The sequence below is a fragment of the Mesorhizobium sp. M0590 genome (assembly GCF_040320905.1).
In the GTDB taxonomy this organism is placed as follows: domain Bacteria; phylum Pseudomonadota; class Alphaproteobacteria; order Rhizobiales; family Rhizobiaceae; genus Mesorhizobium.
Map to the genome: position 1 here is coordinate 1 of NZ_JAMYQN010000008.1, position 18981 is coordinate 18981.

20 protein-coding genes are annotated in these 18981 nt (G+C 63.5%); 7 read left to right on the forward strand and 13 right to left on the reverse strand.

Features of this window, described 5'->3' with window-relative positions:
- Positions 1-364: TOBE domain-containing protein (locus NKI52_RS14930; RefSeq protein ID WP_352698442.1), on the forward strand; the 364-nt coding region annotated here is incomplete at its 5' end.
- Between the two features lie 246 nt (positions 365-610).
- A complete protein-coding gene (locus tag NKI52_RS14935; protein ID WP_352448400.1) occupies positions 611-892 on the forward strand; it encodes a hypothetical protein in 282 nt (93 codons plus the stop codon).
- Positions 893-904: 12 nt separating this feature from the next.
- On the opposite strand, the gene NKI52_RS14940 is transcribed toward NKI52_RS14935, so the two are convergent.
- Positions 905-1885 (reverse strand): AraC family transcriptional regulator, encoded by a 981-nt coding sequence (locus NKI52_RS14940; protein WP_023675183.1) that lies wholly within the window; start codon positions 1883-1885, stop codon positions 905-907.
- 90 nt (positions 1886-1975) lie between these two features.
- Here NKI52_RS14940 and NKI52_RS14945 point away from each other — a divergent pair, with 90 nt between their 5' ends.
- Complete coding sequence (locus NKI52_RS14945; protein ID WP_352577405.1) at positions 1976-3199, forward strand: MFS transporter; 1224 nt, start codon at positions 1976-1978, stop codon at positions 3197-3199.
- Here the strand turns inward: NKI52_RS14945 and NKI52_RS14950 are convergent.
- The gene (locus tag NKI52_RS14950; protein ID WP_352577407.1) at positions 3196-3543 is read right to left on the reverse strand and encodes a GFA family protein; all 348 of its coding nucleotides are present in this window, start codon (positions 3541-3543) and stop codon (positions 3196-3198) included. The two genes, NKI52_RS14945 and NKI52_RS14950, sit on opposite strands and share 4 nt — an antisense overlap.
- A 120-nt stretch (positions 3544-3663) precedes the next feature.
- Between NKI52_RS14950 and NKI52_RS14955 the strand changes: the two genes are divergently transcribed.
- Positions 3664-4959: an amidase gene (locus tag NKI52_RS14955; RefSeq protein ID WP_352577409.1), complete on the forward strand. Its 1296-nt coding sequence runs from the start codon at positions 3664-3666 to the stop codon at positions 4957-4959.
- Between the two features lie 14 nt (positions 4960-4973).
- Here the strand turns inward: NKI52_RS14955 and NKI52_RS14960 are convergent, their stop codons facing one another.
- The 5 genes from NKI52_RS14960 to NKI52_RS14980 are packed head-to-tail and all read right to left on the reverse strand — an operon-like array spanning position 4974 to position 9212.
- The gene (locus NKI52_RS14960) at positions 4974-5357 is read right to left on the reverse strand and encodes a DUF6748 domain-containing protein (protein ID WP_023675186.1); all 384 of its coding nucleotides are present in this window, start codon (positions 5355-5357) and stop codon (positions 4974-4976) included.
- 42 nt (positions 5358-5399) lie between these two features.
- Positions 5400-6380: a hydroxyacid dehydrogenase gene (locus NKI52_RS14965; protein ID WP_352577410.1), complete on the reverse strand. Its 981-nt coding sequence runs from the start codon at positions 6378-6380 to the stop codon at positions 5400-5402.
- A gap of 1 nt (position 6381) precedes the next feature.
- Entirely contained in the window at positions 6382-7098 is a 717-nt protein-coding gene (locus NKI52_RS14970; RefSeq protein WP_292661187.1) for a FadR/GntR family transcriptional regulator, read from the reverse strand.
- A 1-nt stretch (position 7099) separates the two neighbouring features.
- Positions 7100-8269 carry a mandelate racemase/muconate lactonizing enzyme family protein gene (locus tag NKI52_RS14975; RefSeq protein ID WP_292661184.1) on the reverse strand — a complete coding sequence of 390 codons (1170 nt, stop codon included), beginning with the start codon at positions 8267-8269 and terminating at the stop codon, positions 7100-7102.
- A 55-nt stretch (positions 8270-8324) separates the two neighbouring features.
- The gene (locus NKI52_RS14980) at positions 8325-9212 is read right to left on the reverse strand and encodes a sugar phosphate isomerase/epimerase family protein (RefSeq protein ID WP_352698446.1); all 888 of its coding nucleotides are present in this window, start codon (positions 9210-9212) and stop codon (positions 8325-8327) included.
- Between the two features lie 392 nt (positions 9213-9604).
- Here NKI52_RS14980 and NKI52_RS14985 point away from each other — a divergent pair, with 392 nt between their 5' ends.
- The 3 genes from NKI52_RS14985 to NKI52_RS14995 all read left to right on the forward strand — a co-directional run bounded on the left by NKI52_RS14985 (position 9605) and on the right by NKI52_RS14995 (position 13075).
- The gene (locus tag NKI52_RS14985; protein ID WP_352577412.1) at positions 9605-10660 is read left to right on the forward strand and encodes a sugar phosphate isomerase/epimerase family protein; all 1056 of its coding nucleotides are present in this window, start codon (positions 9605-9607) and stop codon (positions 10658-10660) included.
- Positions 10661-10809: 149 nt separating this feature from the next.
- Positions 10810-11997: a Gfo/Idh/MocA family protein gene (locus tag NKI52_RS14990; protein WP_352577413.1), complete on the forward strand. Its 1188-nt coding sequence runs from the start codon at positions 10810-10812 to the stop codon at positions 11995-11997.
- A gap of 226 nt (positions 11998-12223) precedes the next feature.
- A complete protein-coding gene (locus tag NKI52_RS14995) occupies positions 12224-13075 on the forward strand; it encodes a sugar phosphate isomerase/epimerase family protein (RefSeq protein WP_352456817.1) in 852 nt (283 codons plus the stop codon).
- Positions 13076-13099: 24 nt separating this feature from the next.
- Here NKI52_RS14995 and phnE (NKI52_RS15000) read toward each other — a convergent pair whose 3' ends face one another.
- From phnE (NKI52_RS15000) to phnL, 6 genes are all read right to left on the reverse strand, one after another.
- On the reverse strand, positions 13100-14467 hold the full coding sequence (gene phnE / locus NKI52_RS15000; protein ID WP_352698448.1) for a phosphonate ABC transporter, permease protein PhnE: 1368 nt from the start codon (positions 14465-14467) through the stop codon (positions 13100-13102).
- A gap of 67 nt (positions 14468-14534) precedes the next feature.
- Positions 14535-15491, reverse strand: a complete 957-nt coding sequence (gene phnE / locus NKI52_RS15005; RefSeq protein ID WP_352633819.1) for a phosphonate ABC transporter, permease protein PhnE — start codon at positions 15489-15491, stop codon at positions 14535-14537.
- Positions 15492-15557: 66 nt separating this feature from the next.
- Positions 15558-16466, reverse strand: coding sequence for a phosphonate ABC transporter substrate-binding protein (phnD, locus tag NKI52_RS15010; RefSeq protein WP_352588461.1), 909 nt, complete (start codon positions 16464-16466; stop codon positions 15558-15560).
- 90 nt (positions 16467-16556) lie between these two features.
- Entirely contained in the window at positions 16557-17405 is an 849-nt protein-coding gene (gene phnC, locus NKI52_RS15015; RefSeq protein WP_023675197.1) for a phosphonate ABC transporter ATP-binding protein, read from the reverse strand.
- 235 nt (positions 17406-17640) lie between these two features.
- On the reverse strand, positions 17641-18258 hold the full coding sequence (locus tag NKI52_RS15020) for a DapH/DapD/GlmU-related protein (RefSeq protein ID WP_352577415.1): 618 nt from the start codon (positions 18256-18258) through the stop codon (positions 17641-17643).
- The gene (gene phnL, locus NKI52_RS15025; protein WP_352633814.1) at positions 18255-18962 is read right to left on the reverse strand and encodes a phosphonate C-P lyase system protein PhnL; all 708 of its coding nucleotides are present in this window, start codon (positions 18960-18962) and stop codon (positions 18255-18257) included. Before phnL ends, NKI52_RS15020 begins: the two co-directional genes overlap by 4 nt.
- Between the last annotated feature and the right edge of the window lie 19 nt (positions 18963-18981).

Below are 18981 nucleotides of genomic sequence, written 5' to 3' on the forward strand. Positions count from 1 at the left end.
CCCCCCCCCCCCCCCCCCCCCCCCCCCCCCCCCCCCCCCCCCCCCCCCCCCCCCCCCCCCCCCCACCACCGCGGCGCGCCTAAAGACGGGCGCGGCGACCGACGGTCGCCCGCTCGTCTTCGGTATTCGTCCCGAGGACGTCTATCTCGAGACCGGCGCGCCGGTCGAGGCGCGGGTCCATGACGTCGAGAACCATGGCGTCGAGAAGATCCTGACGCTGCGGGTCGGCGACGCCATGCTGCGCGCCACCGTGCCTGCCAGGACCGACGTCCAGATAGAGCAGCCGGTGCGCTTTGCCTGGAACCCGGACAAGGTGGTGCTGTTCGACAAGGGCAGCGGAATAAGCCTGCGTCACGCCGGCTAAGTACAAGCGTCTTTACTGCGCTAGAGCGGGATGCGTTCAAAGTGAACCGTGCATCCCGCTCTATCCATGTGTTTTAGCCGCATTTGTGCGACGCCACGTGATTCCACTTGGCTGCGAAATGCTCGAGTCTTCCCGTCATCCCCCGTACGGGGGATGCGGATGCTCCGATTTGTCGAATAGGCTGATCCTTTGGTCCCAAACGGGCTTTGCAAGCCCAATTTGGAGGCCCAAAATGGAGGGTTGGCTATGGGAAATCTGTTCCGCAGTTTTGCGACGATCCTGCTCGTCGCCGGTATGGGATTGTCGGCGGCGCATCTGGGCGAGGCGCAGGCAGCCAAGAAAGTTGTCGCCGGCGCGAAGGTCGACGCCAAGAAGATCAAGGACCTCAACGGCACGGTCAATCTGTCCACCAGCGACTGCAAGCTGTTGTTGAGCGGCACCGTCGTGGAAGTCTCGGATGGCAGGTGCGGGGCCTCCGGCAAATATTGCAAGAGCAGCGCCGGCTCGGCCTGCATTACCGAGCAATAAGCCGGCCAACGTTTAGCCGGCCTGGCGGATCTCCGCCTGTTCCTCGGCCCGGAAATGGCTGGGCGGCGATCCGATGACCCGTTTGAAGGCGCGGCTGAAGGAGGCGTCGGATTCGTAGCCGAGACGAGCCGCGACGACGGAAATCTTGAGCCGGTCGCGGACCAGCCATTGCCTCGCCTGGTGCATCCGCACCTGCGTGACGTACTTTGCCGGTGTTTCGCCGACAATGGTTGCGAAGCGCTCGGCGAAACCTGATCGCGAGGCACCCATCATCTTCGCCAGAGCCTCCACCGTCCAGTCGCGGTTCGGTTCCAGATGGATCGCGGCCAGCACCCGGCCGATCTCGCGGTCCCTGACCGCCGCAATCCAACCGGAAGAGTCGCCGCAGCCGCGCTCGACCCATGAGCGGATGACGGTCGCGGCGAGCACATCGGCCAGCCGCGCCAAGATGCCGCCGGAGCCGACGCGCTCCATCGTCACCTCGCGGGCCATCGCTTCCAGCAAATGCGGGATACCTGGCTCATAGGCCTCCAACTCATGTGCGCGCATCACGTCCGGCATCATGCCGAGCAAGGGGTGCAAGCCATCGAGATTGAAATACATGCTGCCGAAAAACAGCAAGGTCCCCGGACGGCAGCCGGGCATGCCGTCATTCGACATGCAATAGACACCCTTGCAGATTTCCTCGACCTCATAGCCGTGGATCGGCGCCGCCTCGATACCCGGCTCGCTCGCCAGCGTGTGGGCTGAGCCGCGCGGCAACAATACCGCGTCGCCCGCCTTGAGCTCGACCCATTCACCGGACGGCTGCAGCAACCAGCAGCCTTTGCGGCCGATGAAATGAAACCGTGCCGCCGCCTGAGCCGGAAAATGGATGCCCCAGGGTTCCTTCATCTCGCAACGGCCGTAATCGACGCCTTCGAGACGCAATCCGCGCAATATGTCTGTCAGCGGATCGCCGGTGATTGGAATTTTGGACGAACGGTCAAACATAATGGTGTTTCTAGCATGGAAACTCCAGCTAGTCACTCCTTATGTTGCATTGCAGCCAAATGCTGCGCTGCAACAGACCGGAGATCCCTCATGACCGAACCCGCGACAGGCGTCATGGACGCCGTTCTCGATCCATCGGAAACCGGCGAACGATCCGAGCCCGCATGGGGGGCGGTGGTTTCCCTGGCGCTCGGAGTCTTCGGCCTGGTGACCGCAGAATTTCTGCCGGCCAGCCTGCTGACGCCGCTTGCGCAGGATCTCGGCATCACCGAAGGCGCCGCCGGGCAGGCGGTAACGGCGACGGCCGTCATTGGCGCGATTGCGGCGCCGACCATGGCTATTGTCACCAAGCGGCTGGACCGCAGGCTGGTCATGTTGGCGCTGACTGTGCTGCTTGTGCTGTCAAACCTGGTGGCCGCGTTTGCGTCGTCGCTTCCTGTTCTTCTGATCGCCCGCATCATGCTCGGGATCAGTCTCGGCGGCTTCTGGTCGATGTCGGCGGCCATGGCGATGCGGCTTGTCCCAATGCGGCTGATGCCGCGCGCCATGTCGATCATTCTCACCGGCGTTTCGGTGGCGACGGTCTGCGCGGCTCCGGTCGGCGCCTATGTCGGCGACATCTGGGGCTGGCGGACGGCGTTCATGATCGCCGCCGTGGTCGGTGCGCTGGCGCTGCTGGTGCAGGTGGCTACCATTCCGAAGCTGCCGCCTGCAGGTACGGCAGGTTTTCGCACGCTGCTGGAGGTGATGAAGCGGCCGATGATCAGGGTGGCACTGCTGGTGGTGCTGCTGGTCGCCTCGGGACATTTTGCCGGCTTCACCTATGTCCGCCCGTTTCTCGAGAAGGTGCCCGCGCTGGACATCGAGACGATCTCGCTTGTGCTGCTCGCCTACGGCATTGGTGGCTTCTTCGGCAATTTTGCCGGCGGCTTCATTGCCGAACGCAGCCTCAAGGCAGCCATCAGCCTGGCGCCCCTGCTGATCGCGTTTTCGGCGCTCCTGCTGCTGGTGGTCGGAGGTTCACCCGTCGTGGCTGCAATAGCAGTGGGCAGCTGGGGCTTTGCCTTCGGCGCCGTCCCAGTCGGGCTGCAGACCTGGCTGGTGCGGGCCGCCCCCGATCAGGCGGAAAGCGCCGGTGGGCTCATGGTTATGACGTTCCAGGTCGCCATCGCGTTGGGCGCCGTCTTCGGCGGCCTGCTGGTCGACAATACCGGCGTTGCCACCGCCTTCGCCTATTGCGCGGCGGCGACGTTGCTTGCGGCACTGGCGGCGTTCTTCCTTGGCCCCAAGCCGATCGACGACCCCAAGGCCTAAACGGAACGGCCGTCGAAGTCGAAGACCGGCACGGCGGCGACGTCCAACGCCTCGATGCAATTAATATTGATATAGGCACTTCGCCCGCTCCCTTCGCCGATATCCTCGGCGAAGGGGTGAATGCCGCAGCTGCGGCAGAAGCGGTGGGCGATGACATGGTTGCCGAAGCTGTAGCGGCCGAGATCATCGCCCCAGGCAAGCACCCACATGCTCTCATGCGGAACTGCCCATAGCAGTGCACCCTTGCGCGAGCAGATCGAGCAATTGCACCGAACGGCTCCGGTCAGCTCGCCTTCGACCTCGAACGCGACCTTGCCGCAGTGGCAGCTGCCTTGGTAGAGCATCGGGCCTTCCTCCTTCGGTTCGACAGGTGCAAATCCGACCGTGCCGGGCTATGTCTCCTGCGGCCAGTTTCTGGCTACTACGTTAAGACGTTGCAAGCGCGCGGAGTCCGACACCGAAAAATGCAATCAGCCCGCGATCACCTCGAAGCAATTCTTTCGCCTCTTGCCGCTCGCGTCGACGATGAGAGGGTTTTCGTAAAGCTCTACCCGGAAGCCGCACGGGCGGCGGCGGACGCCACCGATGCGCGGCGAAAAGCCGGCGTCACGCTCGGGCCGCTCGATGGGGCGATCGTCTCGATCAAGGATCTGTTCGATGTCGCCGGCGAGCCGACCACGGCGGGCTCTCTGCTGCTCGCCAACGCAGCGCCGGCGCTGCGGGATGCCATTGTCGTGCAACAGTTGCGCCAGGCCGGTGCAATCATCCTCGGCAAGACCAACATGACCGAGTTCGCCTTTACTGCGATCGGCGTCAATCCACATTATGGCACGCCCGGCAATGCTAGCGATGCCAGCCGTATTCCGGGCGGCTCCTCCTCAGGCGCCGGCGTTTCGGTGGGCGAAGGCACCAGCGAAATCTCCATCGGTTCCGATACCGGTGGTTCGGTGCGCATTCCGGCATCGCTGAATGGCGTCGTCGGTTTCAAGCCGACTGCGCGGCGCGTGCCGCTCACGGGTGCGTTTCCGCTGTCAGCCACGCTGGACTCGATCGGTCCGCTGGCCCGCACCGTCGCCGAATGTGCGGCGGCCGATGCAGTGATGTCGGGCGAAAACCTGGCGGCACTGTTGCCGCTGCCGCTGGACGGCCTGCGCATCGGTATTGCGCGCGGCGTGCTGTTCGATGATACGCAGGAAGAGGTCGCGACGACGTTCGACCGGTGTCTGCGCAAGATAGAGCTTAGCGGCGCACGGCTTGTGGAGCTGTCGATCGACGACCTGCTTGCCGATCTGCGCGTGGCAACCCAACGCGCGTCGATCGCGGCGATGGAAGGGGCGGAGATCCATGCCGACTGGCTGGCGATGGGAGCGACGAGGCCGGTCGACCCGCGGGTAAGCGGGCCATTGTCGCGCGCCGCCGCCATTCCGGCCACGGTCTATATCAGGGCAATGCGCCGCCGCACGGCGCTGGCCGCCGCGATGGATGACCGGCTGGCGTCGGTCGACGTGCTGGCCCTGCCGACCACACCGGTGACGGCGCCGACGATCGTGTCGATGACCAGCGACGAGGCTCTGTGCAACAGGACGGAAGGCCTTCTGCTGCGCAACACGCAGGTCGCCAACCAATTCGATCTATCAGCCATCTCGCTGCCGATGCCGGGAATGACGCGTCCGGCCGGGCTGATGCTGGTGGCGCGCAATGGCCATGACCACCACCTGCTGCGCATCGCAGCGGGCGTGGAGGGGCTGCTTGCAAATTGATCGGATAGCGCGTGTCAGCGCGACGAGCAGTGGCCGCGTTCGCTGTCCTTGGCGGCGCGTTCGATGCTGGTGGCGACCAGCCAAGGCAGGGTGTACCGCTTGCCGTTGAAGGTCCGGGTGCGGTTCTCGATCGAGCCGACAACAACGACCTTGCCGGCATAGAGCTTGTCTGAAAGATCGAGCGCCTTGTCTTGCTGGGGCAGGCGATCGATGTCGATTGAAACGCCTTTGATGAGCTTCCCAGCAGCGAGGTCGAGTGCGCTGTTCGATGGACAGGGTGCCGCCACGCAGCGTATGCCGTTGTCGCAGAACACGTAGCTACCCTGTCCGTTGGCGAAGGCTTGCGCCGTCGCCACGCAGAAGCCGGCGGTCAGCAGGAATTTTGTGACGCTTGCCATGCCGGCACCATCGCCGGCGAATTCGGGAAAATTGGGGCGCTTTCAGAAATCGGCAGGGAACCGCCGCCGGTAGTGCTCGACCGCTTCGGGGTTGCGCAGATTGACCGGCAATCTGTTGGCCAGCACCAGCAAGGCTTCGCCAGCCGCGCCGACGCCCATGCGCATCATCGACTGCTCGGTAATCCCAGCCATGTGCGGGGTGACGATGACGTTGTCGAAGCCGAAATAAGGATGGTTGGGCGGTAGCGGTTGTGTAGCAAAAACATCGAGCGCAGCGCCGCCGATGCGGCCCTTCTGCAAGGCCTCGATCAGCGCGTCGTCATCGATCACCGGCCCGCGCGAAACATTGATCAGCAGCGCATCCGGCTTCATCCGCTCAATGCGCTCGCGGCTGATCAGCCCCCGTGTTTCGGGCGTCAGCGGGCAGCACAGAACGATGATGTCGCTCTGCTCGATGAGTGCATCGATCGACAGGAAGCCGACCCTGTCCGGCGCCGGCCGCATGCTGCGCGTCGTCGCCACCACATTCAGATCGAACCCATGGGCGGCGATGTGGCCAACCGCCTGACCGATCGCGCCGAGGCCGACAATGCCGATCGTCTTGCCCGCTAGCTCGCTGGCCACCACCGTGTGTTCGCGGCCCGCCAGCCAGCCCTTCGCACGCAAGTCGCGGTCCAACACACGGAAGCGCCTAAGCAGCGCCAGCGCCGCGAACATCACATATTCGGCGACAGATCGCGCGTTCACCCTCGGCACGTTCGCCACCAGCACGCCGGCCGCATTGGCCGCTTCCATCGGTACCATGTCCAGCCCGGCGCCGTGGCGGATCGCGGCCCTGAGCTTCTTCGCGCCTTCGAAAAGCGCCGCAGGCAAGGGAGCGCGAACGATGATGACATCGGCGTTCCTCGCCTCGGCGGCCAGCGTGGCCGCATCGAGGGCGGAAGCAACGACGAGTTCGCCGGCCCCGGTCAGCATGGAAGCGGCACGAGGGTGCAGTCTGTGTGTTGACAGGATCTTGAGCATTTCAGGCCTTTTCGAGCGCAGGGCTTTCCGGTTCCGCCCCACGCCCCTCGATCAGCCCCTTCCAGTAGCTTTCCGCGCCTTGCAGGTGGGCGCTCATCAGCGCCTGGGCGAGATTGCCATCGCGGCGCAGCAGCGCCTCGTAGATCTGGATATGCTCGGCATGGGAGCGCACGCTGCGTTCGGGATCGTTGAAATAGATCGGCAGGCGCAGTTCACCCATCATGTAGTAGACGCTGCAGATATTGTGGAAGACGCTGTTCTTGGTCGCCCGCACGATCTCGAGGTGGAACTCGCGGTCTTCCCGGGCAAGCCCTTCACCGGCGGCGATGCGATCCTCGGAGGCCTTCAGGATCTCGCGCAGCCGCTCGAAATTCTCCTCGGTGGCGCGTGAACAGGCAAGTTCGGCGGCCTTGATCTCGTGGATCTTGCGCAACTCGACCGTCTCGTAGATCTGGACGGGATCGAGCGGCAGGCCGGCGCGGGCGAACAGCGCCATCGCCTCGACGCTCGCCTGCTTCGTATCGATGTAGATGCCGGATTTCGCCCGTCGCTCGACGATGCGCATGGCCTCGAGAATGGCCAGCGCCTCGCGGATCTGGCCGCGGCTGACGCTGAAATGCTCTGCCAGTTCGCGCTCCGACGGCGTGCGGCCCGTCTCCTTGTCCGAATGGGAGAACAGATAGGCGGCGAGTTCCGCGAGAAGGTTCTTTTCTTTCATGTCAGCCGTGTTGCGCGTGCGCCTCCAGGAACCGCTCCGAAATGGTGAATCCCAGCCCGGGTCTATCAGGGATCGCTACCATACCGTCCTTTGCTTCGACAGTCTCTTCGATCAGATCGTGGATCATCGGGTTGGCGCCGAGCGAATATTCGACGGTGAAGCTCGCCGGCGAAGCAGCGCAGACATGCAGCCCGGCAAAGAAGCAGGGCGCGCCGGCCCAAAGATGCGGCGCAAAGCGCAGATTGAAGGCGCTGGCGATGGTGCCGATCTTCATCGCCTCGCTGATGCCACCGCAAAAGGCCGGATCCGGCTGGAAGATATCGGCGGATTTTAGCACGGCGAGGTCGCGGAAGGCATAGCGCGTCGCCTCGCTTTCGCCGGTGGCGATCGGGATCGAACCGCAGGCGCGCACCTCGGCCATGCCGGGCTTGTCGTCGGCGATCACCGGCTCCTCGAACCAGGCGAGATCGAGGTCGCCGGCGAGATGGATAAAGCGCTTGGCTTCGGCCACCGTGTAGGTGCCGTGCGCGTCGACCATCAGGTCGATATCGGGACCGAGCGCCTGTCTGGCGGCACGGACGCGAGCGGCCGAGATATGTGGGGCGCCGTCCATGGCGCCGACGCGCATCTTCAGCGCCTTGAAACCGCCCTTGGCGATGTAGGACTGCAGCTGGTCGCCGATGGCTTCCGCAGTGGCCCAGCCGCCGGAAGCATAGGCCGGCATGCGGTCCAGCTTGCGGCCGCCGAGCAGCCGCCAGACCGGAACGCCGAGCGATTTGCCAAGAATGTCCCACAATGCGATGTCGACGGCGCTGATAGCCGCGATGCTCATGCCGCGTCGCGCCAATTGCGGCATGGCGTGGCCGGCGCGAGCGGCGCTGTCGTGGCGCGTGCCATTATAGAGCATCTCCCAGATGACGCCGATGTCAGCCGGGTCGCGGCCGACCAGCTGCGGGCCGACCTCGTAGTTCAGCAAATGGACAAGGGCGCCGTAACTGCCGGCGCTGCCGGCGGCATTCTTGCCTTCGCCCCAGCCGACCAGCCCGTCGTCGGTTTCGATGCGCAGGATGGCGGCGTCGAACGTCGCCACCTGACCGAAGTCGCTGCGGTGCTGCTTCGCGGCTTCGATCGGTATGCGGACCCACCAGGCTTGGACCGTCTTGATGCGCATGTTCATCCTCGGCCCGGCCGCGGTGAGGCGGAAGGGCTCTTTCCAAACGGCTCGGCTACTTGATCAGCGGCAGCAGCGTTTCCGCGTTGATGCGCATCTGGTCGGTGTAGAATTTCTCCGTGAGCACGCTGGAGCCGTGGTCCTGAATGAATTTCAGCTGCTCCGGCGAGATGTCGACGGGGTTGCGTTCGACCATGTCGGGATAGGGGGCAGCCGGCGTGCGGTCGACGGGGGCGACGAATTCATTGGTCAGCGCGCCGTCATAGCCGATCTCCTTCAGCGTGCCGACGATCTTCGGCCAGTCGATCTGCCCGAGGCCGGCGGCGAAGCGGTTGTTGTCGGCGACATGGAAGTCGTACAGGCGCTTGCCGACCTGCCGGATGGCGTCGTAGACGTTAAATTCTTCCATGTGGATGTGGTAGGCGTCGAGGCAGACGCCGCATTCGGGACTGACCGCATCGGCCAGCGCCAGTGCCTGGGCGCCGCGGTTGAACAGATAGGTCTCGAAGCGGTTGAGCGGCTCGACCGCGATCTTGACGCCGACCTTCTTGGCGTGGGTAAAGCATTCCCGGGTGGCGTCGACCACCCATTTCCACTCCTCTTCCTCGGTGCCGTCCGGCACCACCTTGCCGACGGTGGCCGGAACCAGCGTGATGATCTCGCCATCAAGTTCGCTGACCATGGTCAGCACGTCCTTGACATACTGCACCGAGCGCTCGCGCTGGCCCTGGTCCTTGGCGGCGAGATTGCGCTCGCCCAGCATCAGCGTCACCGCTCCCCAGCAGCGAATGCCGTACTCGTTCAACAGTGGGCGCGTCTCCTTGGGCTTGTACTGTTCGGGTTCGCCGGAGATCTCGATCGACTCGTAGCCGAATTTCTTGATGCGCTTGAGCGTCGTTTCCAGCGGCTCCGCCCGCATCCAATTGTGCGTCGAAAGATGCATGGTCTATCCTTCCCAGAATCGCCTGTACCAGTTCGCCTGCGGCGCACTCTGCCGAAGCGTGCCGCATGATTCCTCCCCAAGGCGTCCCAGCATTTTTTGCAAACTGGTTCGACCAATTGGGCTTGAAGGGAGGTCTACAGTAATTTCATCTGGACGGCAAGAACTGCTGCCATCAAGCGTTGGCTCCTGTCTATGCTATTGATTATACTTAAACATGTGGCTTAACTCGGCATGGTTGCAGGACCGTCGCAGCGCGTCAAATGGCTTGACCAGATTTCGGCATTTGGTAATACCAGAATAGCAGCGCTGAGCGCGCTGTGCAAAGAGACCAAAGACGCTGGCCCTGTTTTCAATCGGCGCTATGCTTGGTCGTGAAACATAGGGAGATGCCGATGCCGACGACGATGAAGGGGCCTGGTCTGTTCCTGGCGCAGTTTGCGGGCGACGCCGCGCCGTTCAATTCGCTGGCCTCGATCACCAAATGGGCGGCTGGTCTGGGCTACAAGGGCGTGCAGATTCCGACATGGGACGCTCGACTGTTCGATCTCGAGAAGGCAGCCTCCTCCAAGGCCTATTGCGACGAGGTGAAGGGCATGTGCGCCGATGCCGGCGTCGAAATCACCGAACTGTCGACGCATCTGCAGGGGCAACTGGTGGCGGTGCATCCCGCCTATGACGCGCAGTTCGACGGCTTTGCGCCGGCTGCGGTGCACAACAATCCAAAAGCCAGGCAGCAATGGGCGGTCGAACAGATGAAGTTCGCCGCCAAGGCGTCGAAGAATCTCGGGCTCAAGGCGTCGGTGTCGTTTTGCGGCGCGTTGGCCTTCCCATACCTCTACCCATGGCCGCAGCGGCCGGCGGGACTGATCGAGGAAGCATTTGCCGAGCTGGGCAAGCGCTGGAAGCCGATCCTCGACGTCTATGACGAGAACGGCGTCGATGTCGGCTACGAAATCCATCCGGGCGAGGACGTGTTCGACGGCGCGACATTCGAGATGTTCCTCGATGCGGTCGGCGGCCATAAGCGCTGCAACATCAACTACGACCCGTCGCACTTCCTGCTGCAGCAGCTCGATTATCTCGAATTCATCGACATCTACCACGAGCGGATCAAGGCGTTCCACGTCAAGGATGCCGAGTTCAATCCGACCGGGCGGCAAGGCGTCTATTCCGGTTACCAGAGCTGGACCAGCCGTGCCGGACGTTTCCGCTCGCTCGGCGACGGGCAGGTGGATTTCGGCGGCATCTTCTCCAAGCTCACCCAATACAATTACGATTCATGGGCGGTGCTGGAATGGGAATGCTGCCTCAAGCACCCGGAGGATGGTGCTGCCGAAGGCGCCCCCTTCATCCAGCACCACATCATCAGGGTGACGGAAAAAGCATTCGACGATTTCGCCGGCGGCACGACCGATAAAAAGGTGCTGCGCGGCATGATGGGGATCTAGCACAGATATCCCTCCCGAGGGGAGGGTGGCCCGGGGGGCCGGGTGGGGTCGGTCCATGCCGAGCTTCATGCCCGGCGACCCCACCCCGCGCTACGCGTCGACCCTCCCCTCAAGGGGGAGGGGTATCTCAGATAACGAGGGAGAAAATCGTGGTTGGCGCATCGAAGACGGAAACGGGAGGCGGTCCGATCCGCTACGGCATGGTTGGCGGCGGACAAGGCGCCTTTATCGGCGCGGTGCACCGCATCGCGGCGCGCATTGATAACGAGTTCGTGCTGGTTGCCGGCGCCTTGTCGTCGAATCCGGAGCGCGCCAAGGCCTCGGCGGCCGAGCTTGGGCTCGATCCGGCACGCAGCTACGGCTCCTATGCCGAGATGGCCAAGGCCGAGGCCAAGCGGCCGGACGGCATCGAGGTGGTGGCCATCGTCACGCCGAACAATGTGCACGTGCCGGCCGCCAAGGCTTTTCTCGAGGCCGGCATCCACGTCATCTGCGACAAGCCGCTGGCGACGACGCTGGCCGAGGCAAAGAAGCTGGCGGCGCTGGTCGAAAAGACCGGCAAGGTGTTTGTGCTGACGCATAACTACACCGCCTATCCGATGGTGCGGCAGGCACGCGAGATGGTGGCCAAAGGACAGCTCGGCGATATCCGCATCGTGCAGTCGGAATATCCGCAGGACTGGCTGACCGAAGATCTGGCCGCAACCGGCCAGAAGCAGGCTGCGTGGCGCTCAGACCCCAAGCAGGCCGGTGCCGGCGGTGCGCTGGGCGATATCGGCACGCACGCCTACAACCTCGCCCGTTTCGTCTCCGGGCTGGAGCTCGATTCGTTGTCGGCCGATCTCGATGCCTTCGTACCGGGGCGGCTGCTCGACGACAACATCAATGTGCTGCTGCGCTTCAAGCCGGTCGGCGGGTCGCACCCCGCGAAGGGCATGATCTGGGCAAGCCAGGTGGCGCCCGGCCACGAGAACGGCCTGAAATTGCGCATCTACGGCTCGAAGGGCGGGCTCGAATGGGTACAGGCCGATCCGAACTATCTCTGGTACACGCCGTTCGGCCAGCCGAAGCAGTTGATCACCCGAAACGGCGCGGGAGCGTTGCCCGTCGCCGGGCGCGTCAGCCGCGTTCCGCCAGGCCATCCGGAAGGCTATCTCGAAGGTTTCGCCAACATCTACCAGGAAGCCGCGCGGGCCATTCGTGCGGCGCGCCGGAAGGGCGGCAAGCCGGCTAAGGATGTCGTTTTCCCGACTGTGCAAGACGGCGTCGAAGGCATGGCCTTCATCGAGGCCTGCGTGAAATCGGCGAAGAAGAATGGAGCGTGGACGAAACTTTAATCACTGCGTCCGGTTACCGGGAAATCCCCCTCACCCGGACTGCCGGCCGAATTGCAAGGGCAATTCGGGGCATTCCGATCTCTCCCCGAGGGGAGAGGAGATCGCCTGCGTTGGCGTCTGCATCTTCTCCCCAGCGGGGAGAAAGTGGCCGCGAAGTGGCCGGATGAGGGGCTTGTGGCGAAGTCGCCGGAGGAGCAAGCCCGGCCGTCAAAGGGGAGGGGCGTCGATGAAAATCGGCATGTGCATGTTGTTGTGGACGACCAGTGTCACGAAAAAACACGAGCCGTTGTTGAGGGATATCAAGGCGACCGGCTTCGACGGCGTCGAGATACCGGTCTTCTCCGGCACGCCGGACGACTACAAGAAGCTCGGTGAGCTGCTCGACCGCATCGGGCTGCAACGTACCGCCGTCTCGGCGATGGGCGATCCGGCGATGAACCTGATCTCGGCCGACGCCTCGACGCGCAAGGCCGGTATCGACTACATGAAATCGGCGATCGACTGCGCTCAGGCGCTTGGCGCGAACACGTTGAGCGGCCCGCTGCATTCCACACTCGGAGCCTTCTCCGGCAGCGGGCCGACGGCGGCCGAGAAAAAACGTTCGATCGCTTCGCAGCGCGCCATCGGTGACCATGCCGGCAACAAGGGTGTCACCATCGGGCTGGAGGCGCTCAACCGCTTCGAATGCTATCTGCTCAACACGATGGACGATTTGTCGGCGCATATCGACGCGATCGACCGGCCGCACATCAAGGCGATGTACGACACGTTCCATGCCAACATCGAAGAGGCCGACCCGATCGGCGCCTATACGCGCAACCGCAAGAACATCGTCCATATCCATATTTCGGAGAACGATCGCGGCGTGCCGGGCCGCGGCCACGTCCCCTGGAAGGAGACTTTCTCCGCCATTCGCAAGAGCGGCTACGACGATTGGCTGACGATCGAGGCGTTCGGGCGTTCGCTGAAGGATTTAGCCGCGGCCACCAAGGTGTGGCGCGACTTTTCCGAAGGCCCGGAAGCTGTTTACCGCGACGGCTACAGGCATATCAGGAATGGATGGAGGAAGGCGCCCTAACCGCACGCCTGCGCAACGCCCCCGTCAGCCCTGGCCGGCCTGGATCCGGTTGTAGTCGTGGATCGTCCTGCTCAAGCGGCGGCGCAGGAAATTGGAAATGTTGTCGAAGATGAAAACGACGAGCAGGACCAAGAGCACCATGTAGAAGACATTGGCCCAGTTGGAATTGGTGCGCATCGCCTCCCAGAGCTTCAGGCCGATGCCACCGGCACCGACGGCGCCGATGATCGTCGCGCCCCTGGTGTTGGATTCCCACTGATAGAGTGTCTGGCTGATGAAGACCGGGATCACTTCCGGCAGCACGCCATAGCGCTGCACCAGCAAGCCGTTGGCGCCGGTCGACTGGATGCCCTCGCGTGGCTTGTCGTCGATGTTCTCGAGGCCTTCCGAATAGACTTTGCCGAGCGTGCCGATCTCGGTGAAGAAAATCGCGGCGCTGCCGGCAAGCGGGCCCGGGCCGAAGGCGCGGGTGAAGAACAGCGCCCAGATCAGCATGTCGACCGAACGCATGAAATCGAAGAACCGCTTTAGCACCTGGCTAAGCAGGCCGCTCGGGGTGATGTTGCGGGCGGCGAAGAAGGCGAGCGGGAAGGCAACGATGCCGCCGAGCAAGGTGCCGAGAAACGTCATGACGATGGTCTGGAACAGCTTCGTCCAGACGTCGCCATGCTGCCATTGGGCGTTGTTCCAGATATTGTCGGCGGCCAGCGCAATGTTTGATGTGCCCGGCTTGAGCTGGGGTCCGGACATCAGCAACGAGACCACCTCGCCGGGTGACTTGCCGAAGAAGGGCGAGCGTGTGTCGAAGACGAAATTCGCCCAGCCGAGGAAGCGCTTGCGGACCTTGACGCGATCGACGGTTATGCGGACCTCGCCGGCAAAGCCCATCCTGGCGATGATTTCGTCGTCATGCGCGGTGATCCAGTCCGGCACCGGGCCGGATACTACCGGCTTGCCGCTGGCCAAGGACACCGGCACCGCCTGGCCATTGGCGACAAGCGTCGCCTCGGTCTTGTCGAAGGTGACCGATTTGGCCCGGCCGTCGATCAGGATGGTGTAGGAGCCGTTGGCGTTTGTGATGACCCAATCGGGATGCGGGTCTTCGCCGAGCGCCGAAAAACGCGGGTATCTGGGTGTGATCTGAGGCTGGTCGAGACGGAATTCCGGCTGCAGATCGTAGCTGATCCATTGCGTCAGGAAGAGCGGCAGGCGCTCCCAGTGCGATTCCCTCAGCACTTGCGGCAGGCTGAAGAACCACAAGGCATAGACGAGGTAGAGCAGGATGCCGGTGAACAGGACCAGCGGGCCGAAGCGTTTGTACAAGGGCCGCCGGAACACTTGGGGAAAGCGCTCCTCGATCGACCGCATCTCATCGGCGGTCATTGCGGCCATGGGCAGTCTTCTTGTTGATTTGCCACGATCTTTTCCAAAAACCGGAATCCACATTTTGGGATCATGGTCAGGCACCCATCATGAATGCCTGCTCGCCGACGAGCTTGCGGCGTAGCCAGGCGGAAAACTGGTCGACGAGGAAGATCGTCGTGAACAGCAGCAGCACCAGTGCCAGCGTCTTGGCGCCGAAGCCGCGCGAGATGGAGAGCTTCAGTTCCTCGCCGATGCCGCCACCGCCGACCGCGCCGATAATGGTCGAGATACGCACATTGATCTCGATCCTGAGCAGCGTGTAGGACATGAAATTGGGCAGCACTTGCGGCAGGCCGGCAAAGCGCACGCGCTCGAACCAGTTGGCGCCGACCGCGCGCAGGCCTTCTTCGGCGCGCATGTCGATGTTTTCGTTGATCTCGTAGAAGAGCTTGCCGAGGGCGCCGATGGAATGCAGGCCGATGGCGATGATGGCTGCGACCGGGCCGGTCGAGAGGATGGCTGCGAACAGGCCGGCAATGACGATCTCGGGGAAGGCGCGAAGCAGTTCCATGAAGCGCTTGAGGACGAGCCTGAGCACCGGACTGGGCGTCAAGTTGCGCGCGGCGATGAAGGAAAAGGGCACCGCAAAGACAAAGCCGATGAAAGTGGAAACCAGCGCCACGTTAAGCGTGGTGAGCATCAGCTCGAAATATTCGGGTAGATAAAAGCCGCCCCAGAGATAGACGCGGCCAAGCGGGAAGTTGAACTCTTGGCTGCCCTTGTCGTGCGGCGATGCGATGTCGAACAGCGCCCGCCAGACGTCGTTCCAGTCCTTGGGAACAAGCCAACTAAGGAAATCCAGTATGTGCGGCAGCCGATCGAAGAAATGTCCGGCATTGGCCTCGTCGGCAAACCACATGGCTGTGCACATGGCGACAAGCAGTGAGCCGATGCCGAGCGCCGTGTAGAACCGGCGCAAGGACGTCTGGCGTCGCCAGGCGTCTGCTGCCTGCCGGACCGCGTCTGAACGAATTGTAGCGGCGAAGGTCATACGGGGTCGCGAGCGGACACGCAAAAAGGGCGGCGCTGGAGGACGCCGCCCTTTCCGCAATTGTCGTCAGCCGCCGATCGCGGCTTTGCGGGCTTCGACGATGACGCTGTAGAAGTCCGGCTTCACCGGAACATAGCCGGTGAAATCGCCGCCTTCGATGGCCTCGAAGCAAGGCTTGTCCTTGGCCGGCAGGCTGGTGAAGAAGTTGGCGAGCTTGGCGCTCATACCGCCGCCGAGCGCGGTGCGCACGACCAGCGGGCCGTTCGGGATCAAGCCGGAGCGCCAGACTTCGACGAAATCGTTGGGGTCCACGGCGCCCTTGGCGACTTCCTTGTGGAAGGTGCCGGAGGTGTAGCCGTTCTTGAAGTCGCCGATGCCCGAGGAATCGTCAACCGCAACATCGACCTTGCCGTCGCGAACCGCGAGAAGGTTGTTCTCGTGGCCGCCATTGAACTGGGTCGAGGCGAAGAAGGTTTCGTTCGAAGCGCCGGTGTCCTTCGGGATCTGGGTCAGCGGGATCAGGTAGCCGGAGGTCGAATCCGGGTCGGCATAGCCGAGCTTCTTGCTCTTGGCCGACTTGATGTCGGTGATGCCGGACGACTTCAGCGCAAGGCCGATCGAATAATAGCCGGTCGCGCCGTCGGTCTGCTGGGTGGTGAGGATCGGGGTCACGGCGTTCGGATCCTTGAGGTAGACGCTGGCATAGCCCGACGCGCCAAGCTCTGCGAAATCGAGCGTGCCGCCGAGCAGGCCCTGGATAACGCCGTCATAGTCGGCGGCCGGGAACAGCGAGACCTTCTCGAAGCCGAATTCGGACTTCAGGTGATCGGCGAGGCACTGAAAGTTGCGCAGCCGGTCCGCTTCGTTTTCACCGCCAAGGATGCCGATGCGGAATTCCTTGATATCCTGGGCGTGAGCGGCGCTTGCCGCGATGGCGAGCAATGAAACGGCGCCAAAAACCATCTTCCTGAACATTATCTCTCTCCTGTTGGTCCCGGCCTCGCGCCGGTAGCGTTCGAATTTTTTGACAGGTGCCTTTGACGCGGGCGGGCGATCAGGCCGTTCTCAATATCCCGGGAATGCGGGCTCGAGCGGTCCGGCGGATGCAGCGATTTTCTGTTTGATGGCGACACTGGTGGAGGTGATGGCCTCGGAGATTTCGCCGCCATTGCTGTCGGCGCCGTAGACCATGCGCACGGCCTCGCGGTTGAGGGCTTCGGGCGGGCCGTCGAAGACGACCTTGCCGGCGGCCATGCCGATGATGCGGTTGCAGTAGGTGCGGGCCGTATCCAGCGTATGCAGATTTGTGATGACGGTGATGCCCTCGCGCAAATTGATGTCCTGCAGCGAATCCATCACCACCTTGGCGTTGAGCGGATCGAGCGAGGCAATCGGCTCATCCGCCAGCAACACCTTCGGCTGCTGCATCATGGCGCGCGCAATCGCAACGCGCTGCTGCTGGCCGCCGGAAAGGGTGCCGGCCGGCTGCAGGGCGGTGCGGGCGATGTCGAGGCGCTCGAGGGCTGCAACCGCCTCGGCGCATTCACCGCGGGAGAACATGCCAAATAGGTTGGACAGCGTCGAGCGGTGGTTGAGCCGGCCGAGCAGCACATTGGTCAGCACATCGAGGCGCGGCACGAGATTGAACTGCTGGAAGATCATGGCGCAGTCGCGCTGCCATCGCCGGAGCGGCGAGCCGCGCAACCCGGAGACCTCGACGCCGTTGAACAGGATGGATCCCTGGCTGGGATCGATGAGGCGGTTAATCATGCGCAGCAACGTCGATTTGCCGGCGCCGGAGCGGCCAATGATGCCGACCATCTGGCCTTGCGGAATCGCGATGTGAACATTGCTGACGGCGGTGTTCTTGCCGAACCGGCGGGTGACGCCGCGGATTTCGAGCGTAGCTGACATGGTGCAGGCTCCAGTCCAATCGCAATTGAAGGTCTGTTTACCCTGGCTAGCGCAGCCGCATGAACCTGCGGTGTCGGAACGATGTCAGTTTTGTTACTGCCCACAGCCTGGAGCGGGGCGGGATCAACTCGGCGCGAGAAGCTCGAATGGTGAATGGTGATAAGAACGGCTTCCCTGAGCCTCGAAACCTGTCCGCTGCCCCCATTCACATTCACCATTCACCATTTCACGACCCTCAGCCGCCATATTTCTCCAGAAACGCCTCCGCCGACAATTCCCGAAAATCGTCGAGCGCGGCGCGCAGCCTTGCGTGGTCCCAGTCCCACCAGGCGAGCGCCTGGTAGCGCTCCGCGGTGCGGCGGTCGAAGCGTTCGCGGATCGGCTTGGCCGGTACGCCGGCGACGATGGTGTAGGGCGCGACGTCCTTCGACACCACCGCACCGGCACCGACCGCCGCGCCATCGCCGACGGTGACGCCCGGCAGGATGGTCGAGCCGTGGCCGAGCCAGGTGTCGTGGCCGATGGTGACGCGTTTGGCGCGGCGCTTGGCGAAGAATTCGCTCTCGTGCTCGGCGTCGTCCCAATAATCCGAGGCGCGATAGGTGAAATGGTGCAGCGTCGGCCGCCAGGTCGGATGGTTGGTAGCGTTGATGCGCACGCTTGCGGCGATGTTGGCGAATTTGCCGATCGTTGCGCACCAGACGCCGCAGTCCTGCATCATGTAGGAATAGTCGCCGAGCGTGCTTTCGGAAACCCGGCAGCGCTCGGCGATCTCGGTCCAGCGGCCAAGCGTCGAGTTCTCGACTTCCGCCGTCTCGTGGATCAGCGGCGCCTCCGACAGTTTCCTGGTCATGCGGCGATTTTCCCGGCGGCGAAGGCGGTCACGTCGATGACGCGATCGGCGACCGCCTCACGCACGTCGTGATCGTGGAAGATGCCGAGCAAAGCGACCCCCGCTGCCTTCTTGGCGGCGATCAGGGAAATCACCACATCGCGGTTCCTGGCGTCGAGCGAAGCGGTCGGCTCGTCGAGCAGCAGGATCGGGTGCTCGGTGATGAAGCCGCGCGCGATGTTGACGCGCTGCTGTTCACCGCCGGAGAACGTCGCCGGCGGCAGCGCCCAGAGCTTCTCCGGCAGGTTGAGCTGCGCCAGCAAGGCGCGTGCCTTGCCGTGCGCGACCTCGCGCTCCTCGCCGCGCTCGACCAGCGGTTCGGCCACGACATCGAGCGCAGAGACACGCGGCACGGTGCGCAGGAACTGGCTGACATAGCCGATGGTAAGCCGGCGCACGGCAAGCACGGTGCGCGGGCTGGCCGAGGCGAGATCGATGAGCCCGCCCTCGTGCTGGACGATGATCTGGCCTTCATCGGCGGCATAATTTCCGTAGAGCATTTTCAGGATCGAGCTCTTGCCGGCGCCGGACGGGCCGCCGAGCACGGCGCATTCGCCGGCCCTGATCGCGAACGAGACACCGGCGACCACCGGCAGTTTGATGCCGTCGCGCAGATGCATGGTGAAGCTCTTCGCGACATCGGAGACAACGAGCGGGGTTGCCATCAGAGGGTTCTCCAATCGT